Source organism: Vibrio diabolicus (assembly GCF_011801455.1).
In the GTDB taxonomy this organism is placed as follows: domain Bacteria; phylum Pseudomonadota; class Gammaproteobacteria; order Enterobacterales; family Vibrionaceae; genus Vibrio; species Vibrio diabolicus.
Map to the genome: position 1 here is coordinate 216,404 of NZ_CP042452.1, position 23,243 is coordinate 239,646.

Annotated in this window: 21 protein-coding genes; 6 read left to right on the top strand and 15 right to left on the bottom strand. The window is 46.2% G+C overall.

The features are described from left to right. Positions 1 to 19 precede the first annotated feature (19 nt). Positions 20 to 4,138, top strand: coding sequence for a M66 family metalloprotease (locus FR741_RS16410; protein WP_167427219.1), 4,119 nt, complete (start codon positions 20 to 22; stop codon positions 4,136 to 4,138). Between the two features lie 70 nt (positions 4,139 to 4,208). Here the strand turns inward: FR741_RS16410 and FR741_RS16415 are convergent, their stop codons facing one another. From FR741_RS16415 to FR741_RS16430, 4 genes are all read right to left on the bottom strand, one after another. Beyond that, on the bottom strand, positions 4,209 to 4,391 hold the full coding sequence (locus tag FR741_RS16415) for a hypothetical protein (RefSeq protein WP_005393690.1): 183 nt from the start codon (positions 4,389 to 4,391) through the stop codon (positions 4,209 to 4,211). A 164-nt stretch (positions 4,392 to 4,555) separates the two neighbouring features. Further along, positions 4,556 to 5,242, bottom strand: coding sequence for a helix-turn-helix transcriptional regulator (locus tag FR741_RS16420; RefSeq protein WP_005497912.1), 687 nt, complete (start codon positions 5,240 to 5,242; stop codon positions 4,556 to 4,558). A 47-nt stretch (positions 5,243 to 5,289) separates the two neighbouring features. Beyond that, on the bottom strand, positions 5,290 to 5,604 hold the full coding sequence (locus tag FR741_RS16425; RefSeq protein ID WP_005497913.1) for a hypothetical protein: 315 nt from the start codon (positions 5,602 to 5,604) through the stop codon (positions 5,290 to 5,292). A gap of 115 nt (positions 5,605 to 5,719) precedes the next feature. Beyond that, complete coding sequence (locus FR741_RS16430; RefSeq protein ID WP_005384329.1) at positions 5,720 to 6,643, bottom strand: LysR family transcriptional regulator; 924 nt, start codon at positions 6,641 to 6,643, stop codon at positions 5,720 to 5,722. Positions 6,644 to 6,781: 138 nt separating this feature from the next. Here FR741_RS16430 and yjjG point away from each other — a divergent pair, with 138 nt between their 5' ends. Both yjjG and FR741_RS16440 read left to right on the top strand, forming a co-directional pair. Further along, a complete protein-coding gene (yjjG, locus tag FR741_RS16435; RefSeq protein WP_029800868.1) occupies positions 6,782 to 7,456 on the top strand; it encodes a pyrimidine 5'-nucleotidase in 675 nt (224 codons plus the stop codon). Positions 7,457 to 7,507: 51 nt separating this feature from the next. After that, on the top strand, positions 7,508 to 8,047 hold the full coding sequence (locus tag FR741_RS16440; RefSeq protein WP_005393699.1) for an NUDIX domain-containing protein: 540 nt from the start codon (positions 7,508 to 7,510) through the stop codon (positions 8,045 to 8,047). A 79-nt stretch (positions 8,048 to 8,126) separates the two neighbouring features. Here FR741_RS16440 and FR741_RS16445 read toward each other — a convergent pair whose 3' ends face one another. The 5 genes from FR741_RS16445 to FR741_RS16465 form a co-directional block, all read right to left on the bottom strand. Then, positions 8,127 to 8,561 (bottom strand): hypothetical protein, encoded by a 435-nt coding sequence (locus FR741_RS16445; protein ID WP_005480927.1) that lies wholly within the window; start codon positions 8,559 to 8,561, stop codon positions 8,127 to 8,129. A gap of 20 nt (positions 8,562 to 8,581) precedes the next feature. Continuing rightward, on the bottom strand, positions 8,582 to 9,133 hold the full coding sequence (locus tag FR741_RS16450; protein ID WP_167427220.1) for a YtfJ family protein: 552 nt from the start codon (positions 9,131 to 9,133) through the stop codon (positions 8,582 to 8,584). Between the two features lie 79 nt (positions 9,134 to 9,212). After that, positions 9,213 to 9,932, bottom strand: coding sequence for a carbonic anhydrase (locus tag FR741_RS16455; RefSeq protein ID WP_104972244.1), 720 nt, complete (start codon positions 9,930 to 9,932; stop codon positions 9,213 to 9,215). Positions 9,933 to 10,010: 78 nt separating this feature from the next. Continuing rightward, positions 10,011 to 11,354 carry an OmpP1/FadL family transporter gene (locus FR741_RS16460; RefSeq protein ID WP_167427221.1) on the bottom strand — a complete coding sequence of 448 codons (1,344 nt, stop codon included), beginning with the start codon at positions 11,352 to 11,354 and terminating at the stop codon, positions 10,011 to 10,013. A 713-nt stretch (positions 11,355 to 12,067) separates the two neighbouring features. Then, positions 12,068 to 13,324 (bottom strand): type 2 secretion system lipase, encoded by a 1,257-nt coding sequence (locus FR741_RS16465; protein ID WP_198912760.1) that lies wholly within the window; start codon positions 13,322 to 13,324, stop codon positions 12,068 to 12,070. Between the two features lie 466 nt (positions 13,325 to 13,790). Here FR741_RS16465 and FR741_RS16470 point away from each other — a divergent pair, with 466 nt between their 5' ends. Both FR741_RS16470 and FR741_RS16475 read left to right on the top strand, forming a co-directional pair. Beyond that, positions 13,791 to 15,824 (top strand): S8 family serine peptidase, encoded by a 2,034-nt coding sequence (locus tag FR741_RS16470; RefSeq protein WP_006741281.1) that lies wholly within the window; start codon positions 13,791 to 13,793, stop codon positions 15,822 to 15,824. Positions 15,825 to 15,833: 9 nt separating this feature from the next. Next, positions 15,834 to 16,181, top strand: a complete 348-nt coding sequence (locus FR741_RS16475) for a hypothetical protein (RefSeq protein WP_005395359.1) — start codon at positions 15,834 to 15,836, stop codon at positions 16,179 to 16,181. 109 nt (positions 16,182 to 16,290) lie between these two features. On the opposite strand, the gene FR741_RS16480 is transcribed toward FR741_RS16475, so the two are convergent. From FR741_RS16480 to FR741_RS16490, 3 genes are all read right to left on the bottom strand, one after another. Next, positions 16,291 to 17,547: a PTS ascorbate transporter subunit IIC gene (locus tag FR741_RS16480; RefSeq protein WP_167427222.1), complete on the bottom strand. Its 1,257-nt coding sequence runs from the start codon at positions 17,545 to 17,547 to the stop codon at positions 16,291 to 16,293. A gap of 9 nt (positions 17,548 to 17,556) precedes the next feature. Continuing rightward, entirely contained in the window at positions 17,557 to 17,844 is a 288-nt protein-coding gene (locus FR741_RS16485) for a PTS sugar transporter subunit IIB (protein ID WP_005463968.1), read from the bottom strand. A 67-nt stretch (positions 17,845 to 17,911) separates the two neighbouring features. Further along, positions 17,912 to 18,355: a PTS sugar transporter subunit IIA gene (locus tag FR741_RS16490; protein ID WP_025501412.1), complete on the bottom strand. Its 444-nt coding sequence runs from the start codon at positions 18,353 to 18,355 to the stop codon at positions 17,912 to 17,914. Positions 18,356 to 18,604: 249 nt separating this feature from the next. Between FR741_RS16490 and FR741_RS16495 the strand changes: the two genes are divergently transcribed. Then, positions 18,605 to 19,633, top strand: a complete 1,029-nt coding sequence (locus FR741_RS16495; protein WP_167427223.1) for a LacI family DNA-binding transcriptional regulator — start codon at positions 18,605 to 18,607, stop codon at positions 19,631 to 19,633. A 76-nt stretch (positions 19,634 to 19,709) separates the two neighbouring features. Here FR741_RS16495 and phnX read toward each other — a convergent pair whose 3' ends face one another. The 3 genes from phnX to phnW all read right to left on the bottom strand — a co-directional run bounded on the left by phnX (position 19,710) and on the right by phnW (position 23,125). Further along, entirely contained in the window at positions 19,710 to 20,525 is an 816-nt protein-coding gene (gene phnX, locus FR741_RS16500; RefSeq protein ID WP_167427224.1) for a phosphonoacetaldehyde hydrolase, read from the bottom strand. A 90-nt stretch (positions 20,526 to 20,615) separates the two neighbouring features. Next, the gene (locus tag FR741_RS16505; RefSeq protein ID WP_031817465.1) at positions 20,616 to 21,995 is read right to left on the bottom strand and encodes an aspartate aminotransferase family protein; all 1,380 of its coding nucleotides are present in this window, start codon (positions 21,993 to 21,995) and stop codon (positions 20,616 to 20,618) included. A 26-nt stretch (positions 21,996 to 22,021) separates the two neighbouring features. Beyond that, positions 22,022 to 23,125, bottom strand: a complete 1,104-nt coding sequence (gene phnW, locus FR741_RS16510) for a 2-aminoethylphosphonate--pyruvate transaminase (RefSeq protein ID WP_167427225.1) — start codon at positions 23,123 to 23,125, stop codon at positions 22,022 to 22,024. Positions 23,126 to 23,243: the final 118 nt, after the last annotated feature.

Genomic DNA, 23,243 nt, shown 5'->3' on the forward strand with positions numbered 1-23,243 from the left:
AATTAAGGATATCCAAATAATGTTTAAAAAATTGACTCTGGTGTCAGCAATAACGGCCGCACTTGCAGGCTGTGGCGCAGATGATCAGGCGTATGACTATGTCGAAAGAGATGCAAAAGAAGTCGCAGTAAAAGATCTTAAAGACGGTCGTTGGTTTTACGTTCCGACGACTGGTGCCGCGCCACGCTTTGCTCTGAACCAATTCCCATTCTTGCAAGGTTCACCTCGTTACGTTGAGCTTTGTTTTACCAAAGAAGGTCTGGAAGTTCGCAGTTACGATAAAAACTACCCAGACGCGCATCTAAGCAAAGATGCCAATAATTACTGCGGTGAAGAGAAATTTGTCGCAGACGACGACGGCGTTAACTTCGCACAAGTGCTGACGATTCCGGGTGACTTTGCGGCGTATCGCTGTCAAGAAGACGCGCATGGTGATTGCACCAACAAAGAAGAAACCAACGAAGACGCAAGCTTAAACTACAAGAAGAAAACTCACTTCACTCCTCGTCCTGAAGATCTCGAAATTGCAGAATTCAATATGGAAGATCTGTATGGCATTACCGAGGGCATTGATGAAATTGGCACACCACGATTGATCTCGTGGGACTTTGACCCTAAAAACGGTCTTCTCAATTTCGAACTAGAGCGCACGTTCCGTATCGATTTAGATAATATTTCCGACTACATCAACTTTGCAACGAAAGCGAGCTTGGATGAAGCGCTTGTTGATGGCGCGTTTAAATCTCGTTTCTACTACTCGTTAGTGCACGAAAGTGAAGTGGCAACTGAAGGTTACCAACCGATCTTGTACCCAGTGGGTGATGAGAACGACATTGGCTTCTTCACTACGTCGACGAAAAAGCTTAACCCAGTCACGAATAAATACGACCGTGATGTGGTTTACCTCAATCGTTTCAACCCGAATCAAGGTTCTATCAAATACTACTTGAGCGATAACTTCTTTGAAGAGAAGAACAAGTTGTTCTTGGATGCAACGCTGCAATCGATCGACAAGATGAACCAAGCGCTGAATGTATTTGGGGCGGATGCAGGCAAGCCTGAAATCGAGATTGTGAACAAAACCAAAGCGGCTGGTATTCACCCAGGAGATCTGCGTTACAACGTGATTAATCTGATTGACGAGCCTCTAGCGAACGGTCTGCTTGGCTACGGCCCGTCGGTTTCTAACCCGATGACGGGGGAAATCATCAAAGGCCACGTGAACCAATACGCAGGCGTTGCAAGAACGGGTGTACCTTTCTATTGGGATAACTTGGCGCGATTCTACAATCGTAATCAGCTGGACTTAGATGGATTGGATCCACTGCCGACTAATAGTGAAACGGTGAAAACAGAGGTCGAGGATAGAGTTGAAGCCCTCTCGACAATGGCAGCAATGGCGAGCCTGAAATCGGATGAAAACATTTATGTGCCTTTCGTATCAAAAGAAGATATCGTTTCTGGCAAGGCGGCGACAAAGAGCCCAACTCAGCTAATGAAAAACTTCAATGATGATATGGAGTTTGAAAAGGTGGTTGAAGCTGAAGAGAACCGTTTGTCTTTCTGGGCAGAGAACAACGTCTATCCAATTGAAGCGTCGTGGGTTTCTTCAACTAACAAGGCCATGTTGGACAACTTGAAGTTGGACGACGAGCGTTACTTTGAGATCAAACTCGATGACGCAGGTAACGAAGTATCACGTCAGCTTAAGCGCTGGAAATACCTGCCAAAAGAGTTGCAAGTGAAAGTCGCAGATGCGATTACGGTTGCGACTTACAGCAATACGCTCGTTCACGAGCTTGGCCACAACATGGGTCTGCGCCATAACTTTAAAGGCTCAAATGACAAAGCGAACTACTACACGCTAGAGCAAGCGCATCAACTTGGTTTGAACAACATTCCTGCTTACAGTTCGACGATGGACTACGCGCCAAGCATGTTGGATGAAACGCCAACTTGGGGTCTGTACGACATTGCGGCCTTTAAGTTTGGTTATGGTCGTAAAGTCGAGACGATTCAAGATTCTTCAGGCTCAGCTCCCGCGCCTGTTGCGAAACCGGCAGACAGTGCGAGCGATGAAGACAAAGCGGCATACGCTCGTTACCTCGCTGATCAGCAAGCCTACCAACAAAGCTTTGCATACAAGTTTGGCAACAATCCAGACAACACATCGCTGATGGTGTGTTCTGAAGTGAAGGCATTAACGGGGAACGAGAAAGGCAAATCACTCTACAACTGTGACTTCAGCCGATTCGATACCGCCGCGTTGTCTGATGATCCTGAACTGAATGCGAAAACTCGTTATGGCGCACTTTACTACCTAGATAAAGTGAATGAAATTGAGCGTAAGTCTTACGATTTCTGTACCGATGGGAACGTTTCTCTAAACAGCGACTGCAACCGTTTTGACGAAGGTACAAACCTAGAAGAAATTGTTTCTTACGAGTGGCAGAACTATCTCGATAGCTATGAGCGACGCAACTTGGAGTTATATGGGACGACGGGATTATTCTCGTCCGATTATCCTGGTTACTTAGTGCGCCGTTACATGGAAATGAGCGCTATCCGTGACAAGATGGAAGATCTTGAGCGCATCGATAACCTGTACACCAATCTTGGTTACACTTCGTCAACGGATAAGCCGGGTGATTTCTTATTGCGCCTTGCTTCAAACCCTCAATACTGTAGCGAAGACAAAGCCGATAACTCATGGTTCTGTGATTACGCGAATGGGGCGAAAAAATCCGCGGCGTTCTTCCTTGATATCTTGCGCACACCAGAGCATCAATGTGTGATAGAAAATGCGGCAGGCAACCAAAAAGTGATTTCTTTTGGTCAACTGTTAGACAACAACTCACACCAAATTCCGGCTGATTACGATCTTTCAACAGCCAGCTGTTTTGATGATTTGGCAGCACGCTTTATCGAAGATTCAGATGAGGGCTATATAGCTGTTGCGGAAACTGCGAATGGACGCTTCCTAAACTCAATTGGTAGCTTTGACCCGGATTACCCTTGGTCAAATGCGGTGTCTGTGTTGGGTAACTGGCCAGACAAAGCGCTTGCGAGCTATTTCTTAGCACGTCGATTCTCGAACCGTTTTACTGATGAGGTGAGCTTTGCATCGCTGCTTGATATCCCTGGGGTGCAAGCTGAATACGAAGACATCATGGGCAACATCGTGGCAAATGACGCGTTAAATACGCCAGTCAAATTGGTGGGTAAAGACGGTAAGGAATACACCAATCTAAAAGGTGTTACCGTGAACCTACACATCACTGAGCAAATGGAGTCCCTACCACCAATGCCTCGTGGTATTGCAAGATTCCTTGATATTGGTGCAGAAGGTCGCGGACGTGTTGGCGATGTCATCTTGAGAATGGGTGTGAACCAAATGAAGTCTTACGATTATACAGTGAAGACTCGTGGTCAATCTCAGTTTGATACGTTTACGAAGCAGCAAGACCGCTACGGTATCATCGCGGGTGACAAGGTTGAGTTTGTTATCGACGGCGAGAAGTTTGTGGCAACAAAAGCAAACAAGCTGGCTTACGACTACGCAAATCAACTGGTGACGTCCAAAGGTTACGATCTCAAAACGTACCTAGATAGCTATGAGCCTGCAACACTAAACAAGGTTGCAGAGAGCATCGATAGCGCTTGGGGGCCATTCCGAACAGCGATTGTCCCAGCGTTCCACGATCCTGTATTGCTGCTGGATGCACCAATGGTCAACGCAATGAAGCGAACCATTGATGCGGATATCGCGGCAGGTATGCTGTCGTTTAGCCAGTCTTTCATCAACTTTACGACAGCGAATGTGACTTCGGGTGATTTGGTCATCGATGCAACTTCGGGCACATTGAGCTACAAAGGTGGTAAAGCGCACGATGAGCTGAAAGCGTTCGAAGCTTACACTGATGCGATGCTTTTGATTTACAACGATCACGCCGAAGACATGATGTTCGCGGTCGACAATGTGTACGCAGGGTACATGGCGTCTTCAGATGCTGACAAAGAACTTTGGCTGAAAGATCTCAATATGATTCAAGCGTATTTGCGTGGTGATATCGGCGCTGTGGCTGGTGATTACTACAAGATGCTTGATCGCCTACCAACTGCAGTGAGTTTCCAGTAAATAACTCTTAATTCACTCATACAAAGGCCTGCAGCAATGCAGGCCTTTTTCGTCATAGGACTGATGGAATTTAGGAGTGAAAGATGATCTGTCCGTCTTCTGTCATCACAAGTGTCGCTTTGCTTTGTTCGATAAGTTGGGCAGCATAAGAAGGGGTAACGGCCTGCATATCACCTTTAGATCGAAGAGTTAAAGATTCCCACGCTTGATCTCGATATTTCCCTGCTTGGGTGTATTGAATCAGTACTTTCATAGCTTCACGCTCCGGTGTGGTTGACGTGCTACTTAAGTTAACGATCTTAGGTTGGTTGCGCATCTGTTAAAAATGAAACATTAGTTTAACCAAATGTGCCTTTCCAAATATCGCGCATTGAGCAGAGCAATTTAGAATCCTTGTGATGGAGGGATGAAAAACACTCAATCTTTCGATTCATACTGCGCAATATAATGTTTGAGAGATTTGGTTTCCGCACTCTGAAACTCTTCATCGTGCATACGCAGTGCTTGGATACGGTCGAGGCGGAACTGGCGGTAGTCATCGCGCAATTCGCACCAGGCGACCAGCGTCCAGACTTTGCCCCAAAAGAACTGGCCTAACGGTTGGATTTTTCTCTCGGTCACCTGTCCGCTTTCATCTTGGTAATCCAAACTGACCTTAAACTGATGATCAATCGCGTGGCGCAGAAGCTGCCCTCGTTTGGCAGTCTCGGATTGGGTATGATAATCGGGCACAATCAGCGGACAATCTTCCACTTGTTGTTTGAGCTTATCGGGCAATACCGAAAGTATTTTGGTGGACGCAGAGTGAGACGCTTCGGCAAGTTCGGCATCCGACCAGGCTCGAACCATCCGCATACCCAGTTCAAGCGCCATCATCTCTTTTTCTGAGAACATCAAAGGCGGCAGATGAGAGCCAGCTTGCAACAGGTAGCCGACACCTGCTTCACCTTGAATAGGAACACCAGAACTGAGCAACGACTGAATATCGCGATAAATCGTACGTTCGCTGACTTCCATTCTTTCTGCGAGCTCTTTCGCTGTCACGGCGTAACGCTTTGCGCGCAAAAGCGTCAGTAGCTCAAACAGTCGTTCTGATTTGCTCATGATGTTCCTTATCTAGACCTACTGGTTGTTAGTGGTAGTGTGGCTGATTACTTCTCTAGCTCACTGCACATTTTTAAGTTGTGATGTTTAAGCTCGAAGCTTTCGCAGTCAATCATTGATAACAGAGGCTGAAATTCAACGGCTTGCTTAATCTGTTTTCCCGCCTGTTTTGCATCGTCCATTGAACGCCAGTAAATGATGTCTGTCCACACATCGTCCGTCGCTTCGTGACTGAGTGAGCGATACAAAAAGCCCGGCAGATTCTTCACAAACGTTTGTGACTGTTTGGCAGCAGCGATCACGTCTTGCTCTGTTGTGCCTGCGGTTAGACGAAATTGCACAGTTTCGATAACGGTTTCCATATTGTGATTCCTTATTGGTTTTGGCGGATTGCCTGTTGAGTTCCAAATAAGGTTACGCGGATGGAATGTCAGAACATGTCAGTAGTGAAATCTCACTCACTTATCATCAATATGGTTATTTTTCTGGGCTGTTGTAACGATCCCAGTAAGGTAAATCTGTGCCGAGTTTTTCGCTGATAAAATCGATAAAGGCTCTTACTTTCAACGGCATGTGCTTGCGCTCAGGGAACACCGCATAAATGGCGTGTTCTGGTAGAGAATACTCTTCCATCACCGGTTTTAGATTTCCTGCGGCAAAGTCTCTTCCTGCAATAAACGTCGGCAGTTGCGCAATGCCCGAACCTCTCAACAGCAACTGGCGAATGGCTTCGCTGTTATTGACGATAAAGTTTCCTTTTGGAAGCACCTTGTATTCGCTGCCATTGTTGATGAACATCCATTCGACGCCGCCACGGAAATAGGAATAACGCAGGCAGTTGTGACTGACTAAATCACTTGGTTTTTGTGGTGTTCCAAACTCCGCTAAGTAATCTGGCGAGGCACAAAGCACACTTTTACAAGGGGCGAGACGTTTTGCGATTAGATTGGAAGAGGTGAGTTCACCAATACGGATCCCCAAATCAAAACCGTCTTTAACCAAATCGACCATTTTGTCTTCGAGGTTTAAATCCACTTCAATTTTCGGGTAACGAGCGAGAAACTCGCTGATCAAAGGCGCGATATGCAGCACACCGAAAGACATCGGCACGGTAATTTTGAGCCGACCTTGTGGAGAGCCTTGCAGCTCCGATACCGCGTCCACGCCTTGCTGGGCTAGGTTGAGCGCTTGAGAGGCGTACTCAAAATAGCGTTCTCCCGCTTCGGTCAGGCTCAGCTTACGCGTGGTTCGGTTAAGGAGACGAATACCCAAATCGTCTTCTAGTTGGTTGATGCGTTTGCTTATCGCCGATTTCGTCAGATTCAGCTGTTTGGCCGCAAGGGAAAAGCTGCCGCATTCGACAACAGCAACAAAAACGGGCAGGGAGGCAATCGCGTTCACATCAATCTCCTATCATCGTGAAGCATTTATTGTTGAGCACAAGGATACAATTAATTTCCAATTATAGAGATTATCTTCAAGAAGAAAACAATCTAGACTATGCATCAGTATTACGACCTTGATTTTGGGAAGAAGAAAATGAAGTACGATTGGATCCTGTTTGACGCTGACGAAACCTTATTCCACTTTGATGCTTTCAAAGGTTTGCAGCTTATGTTTTCTCGCAAAGGCGTAGATTTTACTGAACAAGATTTTGCTCATTACCAAACCGTAAACAAACCGCTTTGGGTGGATTACCAAGACGGCAAAGTAACGGCAGATGAGCTAAAACATAACCGCTTTACCGAGTGGGCTGAGAAGTTGAATACCACAACAGCAGATCTCAATAGCGCATTTTTAGAAGCAATGGCCGATATTTGCAGTTTGTTGCCAGGTGCAAAAGAGCTGATGGAAGCGCTGCAAGGCAAAGCTAAAATGGGCATCATCACCAACGGTTTTACAGAGTTGCAAGCAATTCGCCTTGAGCGCACAGGGATGACTGAGTACTTCGATAAAGTGGTGATCTCTGAACAAGTGGGCGTCGCAAAACCGGACTTAGGCATTTTTGAATACGCGATGCAGCAAATGGGCAACCCATGCAAAACGCGTGTACTGATGGTGGGTGACAACCTGCATTCCGATATTCTTGGTGGCAATAACTTTGGTATTGAAACTTGCTGGTTAAATACCACAGGCGCAAGTGTCGATGAGCGTATCGCACCAAATTACACCGTTGAGTCTTTGAGTGAACTAAAGAACATTTTGGTGGCGTAACCGAATCGGGTATTATTCCGCAGTAACCCTCAGAAAAATCAAGGAATAACCATGCCAGACATCAAACAGCTAGACAGCAAAGTCGTTTACCAGAATAAGTGGATGACGGTGCGTGAGGACAAAATTTTACGTCCGAGCGGCGCAGAGGGCATCTATGGTGTGGTCGACAAACCTGATTGTGCTGCGATTCTGGCTATCGATAATGGGATGATTCACTTGGTTCAGCAGTACCGTTACACCGTAGGTCAACGTTGTTGGGAGATCCCACAAGGGGCGTGGGAATCAAACCCAGATGCGGATCACCTTGAGCTTGCCAAAGGCGAGCTGCGTGAAGAAACGGGCATGCAGGCGAGCGCAATGGCGTATGTCGGCGCGCAGTTTATCGCATACGGCTTTTTGAATCAGACATGTCACGTCTACTTCGCCAGTGATTTAACGGACGTGGGCAATCAACTCGACAGTGAAGAAGAGGATTTGATCACTCGCGCTTTTTCTGTTGAGGAGTTCGAACAGATGATGATCGACGGCACGATCAAAGATTGTGTCACCATCGCCGCTTATGGTTTGGCGAAGCTGAAGAAATTCATTTAGTTATCCATGACGATTTTTTAATGAAAACAGCGGCCTAGTGCCGCTGTTTTTAGTTTGGGTGAGTTCGTTGAGCCATCGCTTACTCGTCGATTTTCTTACCTAAGATTTCCACTTGCGCTTTTTTGGTCACCCCCGCGACTTGCAGCGCTGTGCTGCCAACCGATTCATAGTTCAACTCGATCTTGTCTAATTTCGCGTTATCTTTTGTTGGTAGGCTTAAGCTTCTTGATGACATGCCTTTAGTCAGAACACCTAAACTGTCGAACGTCTTTTCCTGACCATCTTTCATGATTACTTTAACGCTTTTCAGATCGACCGTACCTTGCGTACATTTGATTTTTATGTGGCTGAAACGAGCGTTAGCAAATGGGGACAGTGGATTGACTGTGTCGGTTTCCGATTTAAAACTGACGGTTTTATCTGCAATCTTGTCCCAATCGTTGTCTCCTGCAACCGATTGGAAAGAGGCTACAGCCGCTAAAAGACAGAGCGCGATGGTGTTGAACAGTTTCATAGCTTTTCCTTACCTTAGGTTTAAATATTCTGTTTAATCAGTTTGATGACGTGTGTGACTTCGTCTTGAGTTAAAGCCCCTTCTTTCACGAATAAAATTTCGCCTTGTTTATTTTGTACGATAATCGCAGAACTTTCTTGCTGCAGATCCCAAGTCGTTGCTAATACGCCATTTTTGTCCAACACCATGGAAGACCAAGAGAATGTCTTTTTGCTGTCCTCTGCCGACGATTTTACAAATGTACCGGTTCCCCATATGGCGTCTTCTTGGTTGATCACGGTTGTGGTCTGATACTGATCTTCAGGAAAGTGAGCGGCAGTGATTGCTGACATCAGCGGCGCGTTCATCTCTTTGGCTTTACTACGACCTGCAATGGCTTGTATCACACGGACTTTGCCTAACATCTGCTGAGTTGCCCAAGGTTTATAAGCCACATCGTCTCCTTGCAGCGTCATTTCGCCATAGGTATCAATGCTGACGGAAGGGGTGGTTTGACCGACAGAAAGGCTATGAGAGAAGGCGAGTGTCGGGGCGAGAGCGAGTAAGAATGACAGAACAGATGGCGTTTTCATTGGGGGTTCCTGTAACGAAGTGAGGTTAGAGCAAATTAAATTAAGGGGCAAATACGATGTCCCTTATCGGATGTGGCGATTAGTTAGAAAGTACAACGCGCGCATTTAGCGGTTGCAGCGGACGATTGTTTTGTCCCATGACTTCCATCAGTTTCGCGGCTTGATCTTTGGATAAGGTTTGAGTGTCTTTAAGCACAAACCAGCGCACACCTTCTGAACATGGTGGTGTGGTTAAAGAGCCATTAAATCGATAGTAGTTTGCAGTTTTTGGCAGTAAGTCGTTAATCTCAAACGTATCTTTTAAGAACGTGGTTTGATTCTCTTGTGGGATTGCGTTGATCAGTTTAGACAGCGCTGCGTTTTGATCGCCAGCATCAAACATCACCGAAATTACCGCCAACTCGCCGTCTGCGTTGGCGTGTACAAAGTGCGCTTCAAGTGGATATTGGCGGCCTTTGATTTGGTTTTCTGATGGTGTGTGGAAATGGAACTGTTGCAGCTCGAACGTTTCGCCATCGATGGTGAAGCTGTTACGTCCGTTCACTTGCGCTTGCAGCGTATGACCATTATTGGTTAAGCCAATGACCTGACCAGTGTACGAAAGGTTCAATGCTTCCAGTTTTGCATCGGCAGGGTTGTCGATGTTGATTGGGCTTTGGTTTTTTGTGGTAGCACAGTCTTTGGCGATTTCTCCCCAGTGCTCTGGCCCGTGTTTGTCATTGCCATAGCCCCATTCCGAAGCCTGAGCAGCGCTTAGAGTGAGAAGTGAGAGTGAAAAAGCAAGTAGTGTTTTCTTCATAATAATGTCTCTGTTCGGTCGCTTCGATAAGCGTTGTTACAAGGCAATGACCTAGAGGTTTGATCACTGCCTGACAAATTAGAAACGGTGGCTGAGTTGGGCACCAATTAGGAACGCATTTGAATGGGTCACGCCTGTCACCATCGGTGCAGGAACACCTTCATACGCGCACTCTTCTACGTTGACATCTTCACCAATCAAGTACGTCATGCCGATGTCAACCGTGGTATCTGATGACCATTGGTAAGAGGCACCCGCAGATAACCAGTGACGGTTCGAATCTGGGATAGAAAGCGAAGTCAGCTCATCGACAGGTGTTTTGTCGAACATGTAACCCGTGCGAAGTGTCCAACGTTCATTGGCGTACCAAGTCGCACCGATGGAGTAGTGCGCGGAGTCTTGCCACTGAAAATCTTTTAGCAACTGATCATCAGCTTTCAAGCTGTCAAATGCTGACCAACCAATCCACTGCACAGAATAGTGCAGGGCAAATTTAGGTAAGACGCGGTGATAACCGGAAAACTCCGCAATATCCGGTAGCGGCATAGCAAGCGAGTCGTACGATTCGCCAGCAAAGTGGATGTCACCCTTGGCATCAATGTTAGGGCTGTGCTTGTAGCTTAAACCTAAGCGATGACGTTCGTTAAACTCGTATATCATGCCAATATTCGCACCAAGCCCAATGCCGCCAGCTTCCACATCAAGTGCGTTGCCTTTTACGGATCCACAGCGTTGTTCTAGTTCGTTTCCAAGTATGTTCCCACCAACGCAAACACCCACGTCCATATCGCGGTACAGCTCACCAGAGCCGTAAATCACATCAATACCACCACCGATACTAAAACGGTCGTTCACCTTGTATGCCAAGCTTGCACCAAGGTTGACACTCGCTACGCTGGTGACACCGCCAAAAACAGGTGCGCCATAGTTTGGTTTAAACTCCATGTCGGTTCCGAAGTTGGAGTATGCCGATAAGCCTAGATACCAGTCGTCGTTGATAGGGTGAATAAAGTAAAAATTGGGTACAACGGCTGGTTGACCAACGCCATCGACGTCATCAATGTCGGTCACGGTTTGAGAGAAGGACGGGGTAATGTCAACTTGAGGGGACGGAGGAAAACCGCCCATACCAACATTGACATCTGCATTAATATTAGCTCGATGATATTGCGCATTTTTTACGGTAACGTCAGGTTTGACGTAAGTGACACCGAACGATAAGGCACTTTGTTTAAACAGCGTCATCGCTGCGGCGTTGCGGCTGACTACAGAAGCATTATCACCAATGACGGCATCACCAGCAAAAGCACGACCAAGACCCGTCGCCGAATGTTCGTTAATTTGAAAACCACCGGCATACGCCGTCGAGGAGGCTAACCCGATTAATAAATAAATCTGTGAAAGAGTTAATTGTCGCTGCATGTTTTTCTCATGAATTAATTAGAAGTTGTATTGCAACGAAAATCAGTAAAATAAACAAATCTGACCAGTATATTTAGGGGTAAAACTAACAGTGTTCTGACAATAAGTAAATTTAACTTAATAAATATTTATTGGTGAATTTATTAATGGTTCATGTCGTGAATGTGGTGGTTATTTTACGTGTAAATTAAACTCAGAGCCTCTATTTTTATTTTTGCGGTATTACTTCTCTATTTTTATTGTGCTGACTGTTCCCTAACAAATAGAGGGAAATCCAGCGATAAAGTGTCCGTGATGGAAACTCTGAGTCATTTGTATTTCCATTGCATCCCAACGTTGGTAGTTCGAATCAGCAAGAGAACTATCGTTTAAACCCACATGACACACTCCTCTCGGTCTTACCTGTGTTATGTGGGTATTTTTTATTTAACTTGCCACTTAACTCCTCTTTAAATACATAATCAAAATTACCATAATTAAATTTTAATAGATGGCATATTGAATAATTTTTTATTTTACTGGTTTATTGGTATTTAAAAGTTTTGTTTATAATACTTATAACTTTAAATTTTGTATTTAAATTACTGTTCATCTATATTTAAATATAAAAGTAGACTCATATATATTAAAAAAATGACCACGAAATATCGTGGCCATTTTTAATCATCAACGTATTTATGATGATTAAGAGTTTAACCTATAAGAAAGTCTTATTAAAAGCGAAACTCTTCTAAGTTACTGCTGCTTTCCAACATTTTTTCAGCAACATAACGATGCGTGGCTGTGGTTGGGTGAGTCACATCCCAGAACACAAACTTATCTGCGCCAGATGCCGCACACTCAGAGCGTAATGAATGGGTGTACATGTAATCCACAGAAGATGAGCGGTTGATGTCCAGACAAGGATCACTTGCATTCACGAACCCGTGTTCTTCTGGTGCCGAGGTTAACGTCTCAAACAGCGCGTGCGTATCAAACAATGAAATGTTGTAACCTTGAGCTTTATAGTACATCGCTTGTGCTTTGATGAACTCGTTCATTTTCAATACTTTCGCGCGAATCGTTTCAATTTCTTCCTGCGTTGAGTATTTGAACTGTGGTGCTTTGGTTGCGTCTGGCAGTGTCATCAACATGAAGTTCTTCGCGCCCGCGTCTGTTAGACGAATCAGAGCTTCAGCGTAATCCGCTTTTACTTCCGGCACGCTACGGTTGTAGTTCATGAAATCATTTAAACCAAACTCCAACGTAAACAATGTGTTTGCTGGGTTGTAGTTTTTCGCCAGTTTTGTGTAGGTCAAGTAAGAAGAAACTTGTTCGCCGACACCTGTTAGCGCAATGTATTGGTTCTCACCTGCTGCGCCGCCAACTGCCCAGTTATAAAGCGGTAAGTTTTTGGCTTTAGCAACGTATTCCGTCCAAACAAAACCGTTCGAGAAGTGACCTAAGAACCAGCTGTTTGGGTTAGGGAAGCGCCATTGGGAAGCGTTAAAGATGTTGCCTGTATCAGATAAGCTGTCGCCCAAAGCCACTACTTTGTTGATTTGATCTGGTTGCATTGCAGCATCATTGCTCCAGATCGTGTGGTTATAAGAATAGCGATTGTCAGCAGCAAAAAACGTAATGTCTGCGTTCTCGTTCGCCAGATCTAGTGTTTCTTCACAGCGCTGGCGAATCACGTTTTGTGAAGTGTTGGTGTAGAACATGTTTTTAAATGAAACAGAGCTCCACCAATAACCGTCGATAGTGAAGTCACTACCATCTTGGTTTTTTGCCCATTTCCAGTCGGTAGCCGCATCATCCTTAGAGTGGCTCGTACGATACCAGCAGCGAACGTAAGTATAGGTTTGATTTTCTTGCGTGCTGACCACTTCAGACGCAGAAACCATTTCTGGTGATAATGTTGGCTCCTCTGCAACGGCAGAGGCAAGCGGAAGTAATGCAGTTAATAGTGTGATTGTTTTTTTCATCATTCACTCTTCTTGTAATGGTTATGGTTCCGAATACGTGAATACGCTCGGCTATAACAGTATTTAGATGAGAATTTTTCTCACTAAACCTTCTAATTCTGAGTAAATACTCAAGACAGTCAACAACTAAATATTCAATATTTCAGTTTTGGCACCACGGTCAAAAAATCCATTCAGCATAGCAATCGATTAAATGTGTATTATTTAGAATAATTACTCACTAACATTAATTTAACATGCACTTTTCGTTAATTAAGTGATTGCTTTATAAGGTTTTGTTTATGCTTTTTGATGTTAACTAAAAATGTTTATTGAATGATCTTTTGTACAAAGTTGTATATTCATGAAACAAATTGTTTGGCATTTTTGGCCTATAAACTATAGCTGAAGCTCTCATGCGAACATCATGGTGATGACTTTTCATGAGAATATAGTGAATAAAAATTAGCTCAAATAAGGAATAGGGCAAATGCACTACACAACAAGTAAAAAACAAGGCTTATTTTCGTTGTCTGCCGTAGCGATAGCACTGACCACTTCTATGTCAGCGTTTGCGGCTCCACCAATGGGATTTGATGAATCTAAGTTACCGACGAAGTACATCGTCAAATTCAAAGAAGATGCAGTCAGCCGATCTTCAATGGGTGGTAACTCTTTTTGGGGACCACGAATCGCGCAGGAGTCTGTTTTAGAACAGGTGAAGGCACGTAAGGTGGAAAAACTAGGTAATCGCGCCATTTACAGCGTTGAGTTGGATGGTGATGACTTAGAACCACTTCGTAATCGCAGTGATGTGGAATATGTCGAAGTCGATCCGCCTCGCTATTTGCTCAGCGAAACTACCCCGTGGGGTTATGAAGCGGTTAATGCTCAACAGTTAGACGACTTCAATGCTGGTAATCGCACTGTATGTATTATCGATTCAGGGTACGACATCTCGCACAACGACCTAAGCGGCAACCGTGTTGCAGGTACTAACGATAGTGGTACAGGATCATGGAGCGATCCGGGTAACAATAACGCCCACGGTACTCACGTTGCAGGTACTATCGCAGCGATTGCCAACACCGAAGGTGTGAAGGGTGTGATGCCAAACCAGAATGTGAATTTGCACATCGTGAAAGTATTTAACGAATCAGGTTGGGGTTACTCATCTGGGCTTGTTAAAGCGATCCAAACGTGTGCAGATAATGGTGCCAACGTTGTGAATATGAGTCTTGGTGGTAGTCAATCAAGCCGAACTGAGCAAAATGCACTGCAAAACATTTACGATCAAGGCGTTCTGCTAATCGCCGCAGCTGGTAATGACGGTAACACCGCACACAGCTACCCAGCTTCTTACGATTCAGTTATGTCTGTTGCTGCTGTCGATAACCAAAATGATCATGCGGCGTTCTCGCAATCTACTGATCAAGTTGAGATCTCTGGCCCAGGTGTGGCGATCTTATCAACGGTTACGGTAGGCGAAGGTAAACTTTCTGATATTACCTTGAATGGTGTAAGTCAGTTTGATCGCGGCATTGTCCCTCACAATCGTTTGATCAATAACGGTTCTTCGTATGTGCCAGATCCAATCGCTGGTTCAGTAACAGCAATGCTAGATAGCTGTGATGTATCTGGCGGTAACTTTAACTGTGGTGATATGTCGGGCAAAATTTGTTTGACTGAACGTATTGGCAACCAGTCTTCAGGTAACTACCCAGAAGTGGATGCGGTTCAAGCTTGTTACAATGCAGGTGCACGAGCGGCAATCGTATACAGCAACTCGGAACTACCTGGTTTACAAAACCCATTCTTGGTTGACACAAACAACGCTTATCGTATGGTTTCGGTAACGGTTGATCGTGCATTTGGTCAAGAGCTGTTGGGGTATGTAGGTCAAGAAATTACGGTTTCAACCACCTCTGGTGAAGATTACGAGTACTACAATGGTACATCGATGGCAACACCTCATGTAACTGGCGTAGCAGGCTTGGTGTGGAGTTACCACCCAACGTGTACAGCAGCGCAAGTACGTAATGCCCTAGTTCAAACGGCAACAGACATTGATGTTGCTGGACGAGACAACCGCACAGGTCACGGCCTAGTGAATGCGGAAGCGGCGAAACTGTTCTTGGATGCGGGCTGTAACGGTCCTGACGGTGGCGGTAGCTCTTCGGACTCTAGCTTCTCAAACACCAGCCCTGTTGCGATTCCTGACAACAAATCTTCTGGCGCAATCAGCGCAGTAGATGTCGATCGCTCTGGTGATTCAGGTACAGTAAGTATTGACGTTGATATTAGCCACACTTACATCGGTGACCTACGAGTGACGCTAACTTCACCGACTGGTGGAGAAGTCGTGCTTCACGATAATACTGGCGGCAGCGCTAACGATATCAAAGCCACTTTCCAAGCGGATTTCTCTGGTTTTGAATCACAAGGTTCTTGGGAACTAAAAGCGGTAGACAGTGCCAGAAGAGACACAGGCACAATCAACAGTTGGACTCTGACTTTTCAATAAGGAGTGGCTATGAAGAAGTTGACCTTACTTTCTTTGTCTGCGGTGAGTGCTACCGCACTATTGGCAATCGGACTAAGCTCGGCCAGCTTGGCGAACAATCAAGGGTTTCCGCTCGTGGATGAACGTTCCGAACAAGCTGAGCAACAACCTACGCGTTACTTTGTTAAGTATCACAAAGGGAAAGAGAGCGAAGTGAGAGCGCTTCTTCGTCAACATAACCTTAAAGTGGTTGATGCGTTGGTGAAGCAACAGGTACTGGTGGTGAGCGGCGAACAAGCGGACGTCGATAAGCTATCTGGTAACGAATCCGTTGAATACACTGAGCAAGAACCAACGAGAAAGTTGTTGTCTCAATAAGATAGCCTCAATATGAAAAACGCCCCTCACGTGAGGGGCGTTTTGTTTGAGTGCTTTTCTTAGAGATGAATGCCGACGAGCCTAATTCTGCATTCATAAGAATAAAAGCTTAGCGCACAATCAGGCCAAGTAGGATACCTACAATGCTGAAGTCAGCATCACTGAATGTTGTGTTTGCAAAGCCAAGATCACCCAGTACTGGCATTAGGAAGACAGGTAGGAAAGTAATCAGTAGACCTTGTGCAAACGCACCTAGAATTGCGCCGCGACGACCACCTGTTGCGTTACCAAATACACCCGCAGCCGCACCCACAAAGAAGTGTGGAACTACACCAGGGATAATCACAGTAAGCCCCATCACGTACAGCAGGAACATGCCCACTAGACCGGCTGCAAAGCTCGATAGGAAGCCCACCAATACCGCATTTGGTGCGTATGGGAACACAACCGGACAATCCAGTGCAGGTTTTGCGTTTGGAACCAGTTTGTCTGAGATGCCTTTAAATGCAGGAACGATTTCTGCGATAACCATACGTACACCTTGCAGGATAACGTACACACCACCTGCAAATGTGATGGATTGCATTAGCGCAAACATAGACCAATGTTTACCGCCACTGACTTCACGGACAAAATCACCGCCAGCGAACAAACACGTCACCACAAAGATGATGCCCATGGTGAACGAGATCGCCACTGGTGTATCACGTAGGAACAGCAAGCTTTTAGGGACATTCATCTCTTCAGTAGAGTGTTCTTTGTTACCGAACTTGCTGCCAATAAAGCCAGCTAGCACGTAAGAAAGGGTAGAGAAGTGACCAATCGCAACGTCATCAGAACCTGTAACTTGCTTCATGTACTTGTGAGCGATCGCAGGGAAGAACACCATTACAGAACCCACAACCACAGAGCCAAGCGCGATCAGTGGAACACCTTTCATGCCGCTAGATGCCAGAATCGCTGCTACCATCATCGACATAAATAGTGTGTGGTGACCGGTTAGGAAGATGAATTTCCATGGCGTGAAGCGAGCGATCAAGATGTTCACTAACATACCGAAGAACATGATCATCGCCATCTCTTTACCAAACGCTTCTTGCGCGATAGAGACGATAGCTTCGTTGTTTGGAACCACGCCTGTAATGCCAAATGCGTGTTGGAAAATCGTCGCGAAGTCGCCTAGCGAGCTCACAACTAGACCTGCCCCCGCGCCAAGCACGATGAAACCAAGAATGGTTTTTACCGTGCCTTTAATGCACTCGGTGACCGGTTTTTTCTGGGCAATTAAGCCGATTAGAGCGATGAGACCGACCAGAACCGCTGGCTCTGATAGGACATCGTTCATTAAGAAACTGAAGAATTCCATAACGCCACCTTATAGAGCGCCAAGCTCTTGAAGTGCCACAGATAAACGCTCTTTCATTGCGACTTTGTCGACCATGTTATCAAGCGCTACGATACGTTGTTCAACGCCAAGTGCTTCCAACTGTTCTGCAATGTCTTTTGTGCCGATGAAAATGTCGCAACTTGTGCCTTTTGCTGAGCCAAGATCGATGTGATCTACAGCGGCATCGACGTTCAATTCTTTTACGATGCTTTTGATGCTCATTTCCATCATTAGGCTAGTACCAAGACCGTGACCGCAAACAACCATAATTTTCATAATTCAGACCTTTTCTTTTTTATAGGGGGTATACCCATTTGTGAATGGGGTATGTCAGGAGTAAAACTTAGTATTTGTCGATGATCGCAAGAACATCTTCTTTGCTTTGAGCGTTGCAGATGGCCTCTACATGCTCTTCATTCATAAACAATTCCGCCAGTTTCGAAATCGCATCAACGTGGCTATTACTGTCCGTTGCCGCTAGCGTGACCAGCATTTTTACTGGGTCATTTTCTTCAGAGTTAAAGTTGACGCCGTTTTGGATCACCGTGATCGCCAGTGACAAACGGTTAACGCCATCTTCAGGGCGAGCGTGTGGCATCGCCATGCCCGGACCTACCACGTAGTAAGGGCCAAGCTCTTTGTGCGAGCGGTAAATTGCTTCAACGTAACTTGGTTCTATCGCGCCATTTTCAATCAAAGCTTCACAAGATTTGCTGATCGCATCTTTCCAGTCGGTTGCGTCAGAATGGATGCGAATGACATCAGAGGTAATCAGTTCACGTAGCATTGGAATGTTTCCGATTTGTTGTTTTGTTGCTGCGTACTTTATCGATCAATTTGCCAGAAAAACCTGAGAGTGATCACAAATGGTAGCGCTATCTGATAGCGCTACCATTAATTGTGATAGCGCTATCATTTTTATCAGGCATCGAAGTTTCATGTGCTGGTGTTCGAGTTCTAATGCGCTAATATCAAAACCATTAAAGCGCTGTGATAAGATGTTGCAGCTGAAATTAGAGAACATTAAATAAAAACAATGAGCGAACCTCGCAAACGAAGAAGTACCGGCAACGTCACTTTGGCTGATGTCGCCAAACAAGCAGGCGTAGGCACGATGACGGTGTCGCGAGCATTACGAACGCCAGAGCTGGTATCCGATAAGCTGAGAGAAAAAATTCAACAAGTGGTTGATGAGCTCGGCTATATCCCGAACAAAGCCGCAGGGGCACTCGCATCTGCAGAAAGTTATTCCATCGCTCTAATCATTCCGTCACTGTTTGAAAAAGCATGCGCGCATTTCTTACCAAGCTTCCAACAGGCGTTAAACAAAGCGGGTTATCAACTATTGCTGGGTTACAGCGACTACTCGACTGAGCAAGAAGAAAAGTTGCTTTCGACCTTTTTAGAGAGCCGTCCTGCGGGCGTTGTACTGTTTGGAAGTGAGCATAGTCAGCGAACGCATCAACTGTTAGAGGCATCAAATACGCCAGTGTTAGAGATTGCCGAACTAAGCTCAAAGGCCAGTTATCTCAACATTGGCGTGGATCACTTCGAAGTGGGTAAGGCCTGTACCAGACACCTGATTGAACAAGGTTTTAAGAACGTTGGTTTTATTGGGGCGCGCGGGAATCACTCAACGTTGCAACGCCAGTTACACGGTTGGCAAAGTGTGATGATTGAAAACTATCTCACCCCAGATCATTTTCTGACGACTCATGAAGCGCCATCTTCACAATTGGGTGCGGAAGGATTGGCGAAGTTATTGCTGCGCGATTCAAGCTTGAATGCTTTGGTGTGTAGCCATGAGGAGATAGCAATTGGTGCGCTCTTTGAGTGCCATCGCCGCGTGCTCAAAGTCCCGACCGACATTGCCATTATTTGCCTTGAAGGTTCTTCTATGGGGGAGCATGCTTACCCAAGTTTGACATCGGCAGAATTTGATTACGAGCGCATGGGCACCAAGGCGGCAGAAAAACTGTTGCATGCCATCAAAGGTGAGCCAGAAGAAAGGCCAACCAGTATGGGCTTTAAGCTAAAGCGTCGAGCAAGTACCGCGATTAATTGACCCCTCCGCTTTCCATAAATACAAAAAGCCTCTCAATATGGAGAGGCTTTTTACATTCTGAATTCACGAGCGAAAACTACGGACGTTCGCCCGCGGCTAGGCGTTGTTCGATATCTACGATCACCTCTGGCAGATCGGAGATGGTGTCGATTAAGTAGTGAGGTGCACTCTTGATAAACTTCGCGCGTGCTTTTTCACGAGCTTTCTCTAAGGTTGCTTCGTCTGCAGCTTGGTATTCTTCAAATGTCAGACCCGCTTCGTTACCAGAAAGCAGCAGACCTACCGTCCACATGCCCGCATTGTGACCTTCAAAGATGCCTGGTGCTGAGTCGTCCACTTTGACGCATGCTTTAACGTCGGTTACACCAAGCTCAATCACGTTTTTCAGTGCCATAAACGGCGCAGGGCGACCACCTTGTGGCAGATCGTCTGTCGCGACAACGTAATCTGGTTGGTAGCCGTAATCCGCTGCAACTGGAATCAGTACATCCATTACTTCGCGAGGGTAACCCGAACAAGAACCGATCTTGATGCCTTTGTCTTTCAGACCGTTTACCACTTCAACTGCGTTGAGGATTGGTTCTGCGTGGTCAGCCACTTTTGCTTTTTGCAGAGGCATAAATGCCGCATAGATAGCGTCGATGTCTTCGCTGGTCATTGAGCGCCCAAACTTCTCGTTCCAACGCTTATCAACTGCAGGGATGCGACCCACAGCTTGGATGTGATTCCACTTACCAAGCCCCATTGGTTCACGCGCTTCTTCAAGGTCGATTTCAAAATCAAAACCTTGTTTGAACGCTTCCACAAAGATGCTGGTTGGTGCAAAAGATCCGAAATCGACGATAGTGCCAGCCCAGTCAAAGATCACTGCTTGAATTGGTGAGTTGCTCATGTTCAATCCTTTTTCTTGCTTGCCAGAGCGCTTGCCTACACGTTGGAACCGCGCTCTAGATAAATTGGTTTTTGTAGAGGTCTATTGACCCTAGAAGTAGTTAAAGTCTTTGCACACTTTGGCGATCGCTTCTTCGAAGATCGCCAACGCTTCTGTCAGTTGCTCGCGAGTGATGATCAGCGGTGGGCTGAGTTGAATCACGTTACCTTGCGATACTTTGAAGCTCACTCCGTTGTTGAGGCATTGGTACAGCACAGCTTCCGCTTCGTCATACGCCCGTGCTTTGCTTTCGTGGTCAGTGACCAACTCAATGCCCCATAACATGCCGATGCCACGCACATCACCAATCACTGGGTATTTGGCTTTCATCTCTAGCAGCTTTGCACGCATGAACTGGCTGTCGGCTTTGGCTTTATCTAGCAAGCCGTCTTGCTCAATGGCTTCCATGGTTGCCAGTGCTGCAGCACAACCGATAGGGCTTTTCTCATGAGTGTAATGACCCATGGAGATTTGCTCGGCGGTGTTGTATTTGTCTTTGGTTACCATGGCTGCGATAGGCACTAACCCTCCGCCTAAGCCTTTACCGATGCAGAGCATATCTGGCTCGATGTCATAGGCTTGGTAGGTAAACCATTCACCGCTGCGACCCATGCCATTAGGGATGTCGTCGATGATCAGCATGACATTGTGTTTGTCACAGATTTCGCGGATGCGTTTCCAGTAAGCTTTGCTCGGCACTTGAACATCCGTGTTGCGAACTGCTTCTGCGATAAACGCGCCCACGCCGCCTTCTTTCTCAATCACGTATTCAAGGTAGTCGGCGTAATGCACGTCGCTGCCGTCCGCGACAGGGAAAGCACCACGGTAAGATACGGCTGGTGGAATGCGCTCAACACCTGCCATTAATGGTCCCATGCCTTGACGGAAACACGCTTCGCCGCCCACTGAGATGGCATCCAACGATGCGCCGTGGAAAGAATCCCACAGAGACACCACCTTGTAGTTGCCCGTGATGTGGCGCGCTAGTTTAAGTGCCATGCCAACCGCAGATGTGCCACCCGGAGCAAACAACACGCGGTTCAATTCGCCACCACAGATTTGGGTGAGTTTTTCGGCACATTCAATCGCAGTCTCGTTGGTAAAACGACGTGGTGAAAACGGCAGTTTGGCAATTTGCTCTTGCACACGTTTAATCACATGCGGATGACCATAGCCCAGCTGATGGACGTTATTGCCATGGAAGTCCATGTACTTTTTGCCGGTAGCATCTTGGATGTAGATGCCTTCAGCTGCTTCCAAGGTATCTAAGCAAGGTGTTGACATGGCTTGATGAAGAAAGACCTCCGAATCACGCTTCAGTAATGCTTGCGTGCGTTCGTCGTCCATTGAGGCATTCCAAGCTTGGCGCGCTGGTGTTGTGTTGACATCGCCTTCGCTGCGGAAGTGGGTCGGTTTGATATTCTGAGTCATAACGCTTTCTCAATCAGAAGGCTGCTTTACGCAACTTGCCAATACATTGCTTTTTCAATCGCACCGATTAAGCGCTCGATATCTGCTGGGTAAACTTCACCAATGTTGCCGATACGGAAGCAATCTGCGTTCGATACCTTACCCGGATAGATCACGAAGCCCTGCTCTTTCAAACGTGTGTAGAACGCTTTGAACTGGTAATCAATGTGCGTCGGAGAGTAGAAAGAAGTGATGATTGGCGAGTGAAGGTCATCACTCAGTAGTGGCTCGAAACCCAGAGAACGCATACCAGCAACCAGTGTTTTCTGGTTAGTTTGGTAACGGTTATGACGCGCTTCAATGCCGCCTTCTTGTTCCAGTTCTAACAAGGCTTGATAGAAAGCGCGAACCGTGTGCGTTGGAGATGTGAAACGCCATTTGCCGTGGTTCACTTCCATGCACTGCCACTGGTCGTAAAGATCAAGACTCAAAGAGCGTGCCTGACCTTTGCACTTTTCGAGTTCAGTTTGTTTCGCAATCACAAAGCCAAAGCCCGGCACGCCTTGAATACATTTGTTTGCAGAGCTGATCATAAAATCGATGCCTAATTCTGCAATATCGATAGGAATGCCACCAAAGCTCGACATGGCATCGAGAATCACCACTTTACCGTGTGCTTTTGCCGCGGAAGCAAATGCCTCAATTGGATTCAGCATGCCAGTGGTTGTCTCGCAATGAACAATTGCCACGTGTGTGATAGCAGGATCCGATGCCAATGCAGTTTCCACCTCGTTCAAGTGTGGCTGTGATGTTTCGCCTGGGGAAACTACATGGCATGGAATATTTAGGTATTCAGCGATCTGAGCGATACGTGCACCGTACGCACCGTTGTCGACAACCAACAATTTTCCATCTTTGCCAATGGCGCTGCCAATCGTCGCTTCTACTGATGCGGTGCCGCTACCTTGCATTAGTACACTGGTGTAGCCGTCTTGCTCCGTCGCCAGTTTTACAAGCTTAGTGCGGGTCACTTCTACGATGTCTTTGTTGTATTCATCATCCCAAGTACACCAGTCTTTAAGCATGGCTTCACGTACCGTTTCAGAAGTAGATAGAGGACCTGGAGTCAGTAGTAGGTATTCGTTTTTCATCTCGATTTCCATTAGAATAGGCTAATTGGTCTACACCAAATTTCGAGTTCACTCTAGCGAGGAAGAAAAGGGCAGTAAATAGGCGAATATCCAATTTCATAAAACTTTAATATCCAGA

What these genes read in the sequence shown, in the direction of transcription:
- FR741_RS16410 (WP_167427219.1), top strand. Translation starts at nt 20, where the DNA reads ATGTTTAAAAAATTGACTCTGGTGTCAGCAATAACGGCCGCACTTGCA.
- FR741_RS16415 (WP_005393690.1), bottom strand. Translation starts at nt 4,391, where the DNA reads ATGAAAGTACTGATTCAATACACCCAAGCAGGGAAATATCGAGATCAA.
- FR741_RS16420 (WP_005497912.1), bottom strand. Translation starts at nt 5,242, where the DNA reads ATGAGCAAATCAGAACGACTGTTTGAGCTACTGACGCTTTTGCGCGCA.
- FR741_RS16425 (WP_005497913.1), bottom strand. Translation starts at nt 5,604, where the DNA reads ATGGAAACCGTTATCGAAACTGTGCAATTTCGTCTAACCGCAGGCACA.
- yjjG (WP_029800868.1), top strand. Translation starts at nt 6,782, where the DNA reads ATGAAGTACGATTGGATCCTGTTTGACGCTGACGAAACCTTATTCCAC.
- FR741_RS16440 (WP_005393699.1), top strand. Translation starts at nt 7,508, where the DNA reads ATGCCAGACATCAAACAGCTAGACAGCAAAGTCGTTTACCAGAATAAG.
- FR741_RS16445 (WP_005480927.1), bottom strand. Translation starts at nt 8,561, where the DNA reads ATGAAACTGTTCAACACCATCGCGCTCTGTCTTTTAGCGGCTGTAGCC.
- FR741_RS16450 (WP_167427220.1), bottom strand. Translation starts at nt 9,133, where the DNA reads ATGAAAACGCCATCTGTTCTGTCATTCTTACTCGCTCTCGCCCCGACA.
- FR741_RS16455 (WP_104972244.1), bottom strand. Translation starts at nt 9,932, where the DNA reads ATGAAGAAAACACTACTTGCTTTTTCACTCTCACTTCTCACTCTAAGC.
- FR741_RS16460 (WP_167427221.1), bottom strand. Translation starts at nt 11,354, where the DNA reads ATGCAGCGACAATTAACTCTTTCACAGATTTATTTATTAATCGGGTTA.
- FR741_RS16465 (WP_198912760.1), bottom strand. Translation starts at nt 13,324, where the DNA reads ATGATGAAAAAAACAATCACACTATTAACTGCATTACTTCCGCTTGCC.
- FR741_RS16470 (WP_006741281.1), top strand. Translation starts at nt 13,791, where the DNA reads ATGCACTACACAACAAGTAAAAAACAAGGCTTATTTTCGTTGTCTGCC.
- FR741_RS16475 (WP_005395359.1), top strand. Translation starts at nt 15,834, where the DNA reads ATGAAGAAGTTGACCTTACTTTCTTTGTCTGCGGTGAGTGCTACCGCA.
- FR741_RS16480 (WP_167427222.1), bottom strand. Translation starts at nt 17,547, where the DNA reads ATGGAATTCTTCAGTTTCTTAATGAACGATGTCCTATCAGAGCCAGCG.
- FR741_RS16485 (WP_005463968.1), bottom strand. Translation starts at nt 17,844, where the DNA reads ATGAAAATTATGGTTGTTTGCGGTCACGGTCTTGGTACTAGCCTAATG.
- FR741_RS16490 (WP_025501412.1), bottom strand. Translation starts at nt 18,355, where the DNA reads ATGCTACGTGAACTGATTACCTCTGATGTCATTCGCATCCATTCTGAC.
- FR741_RS16495 (WP_167427223.1), top strand. Translation starts at nt 18,605, where the DNA reads ATGAGCGAACCTCGCAAACGAAGAAGTACCGGCAACGTCACTTTGGCT.
- phnX (WP_167427224.1), bottom strand. Translation starts at nt 20,525, where the DNA reads ATGAGCAACTCACCAATTCAAGCAGTGATCTTTGACTGGGCTGGCACT.
- FR741_RS16505 (WP_031817465.1), bottom strand. Translation starts at nt 21,995, where the DNA reads ATGACTCAGAATATCAAACCGACCCACTTCCGCAGCGAAGGCGATGTC.
- phnW (WP_167427225.1), bottom strand. Translation starts at nt 23,125, where the DNA reads ATGAAAAACGAATACCTACTACTGACTCCAGGTCCTCTATCTACTTCT.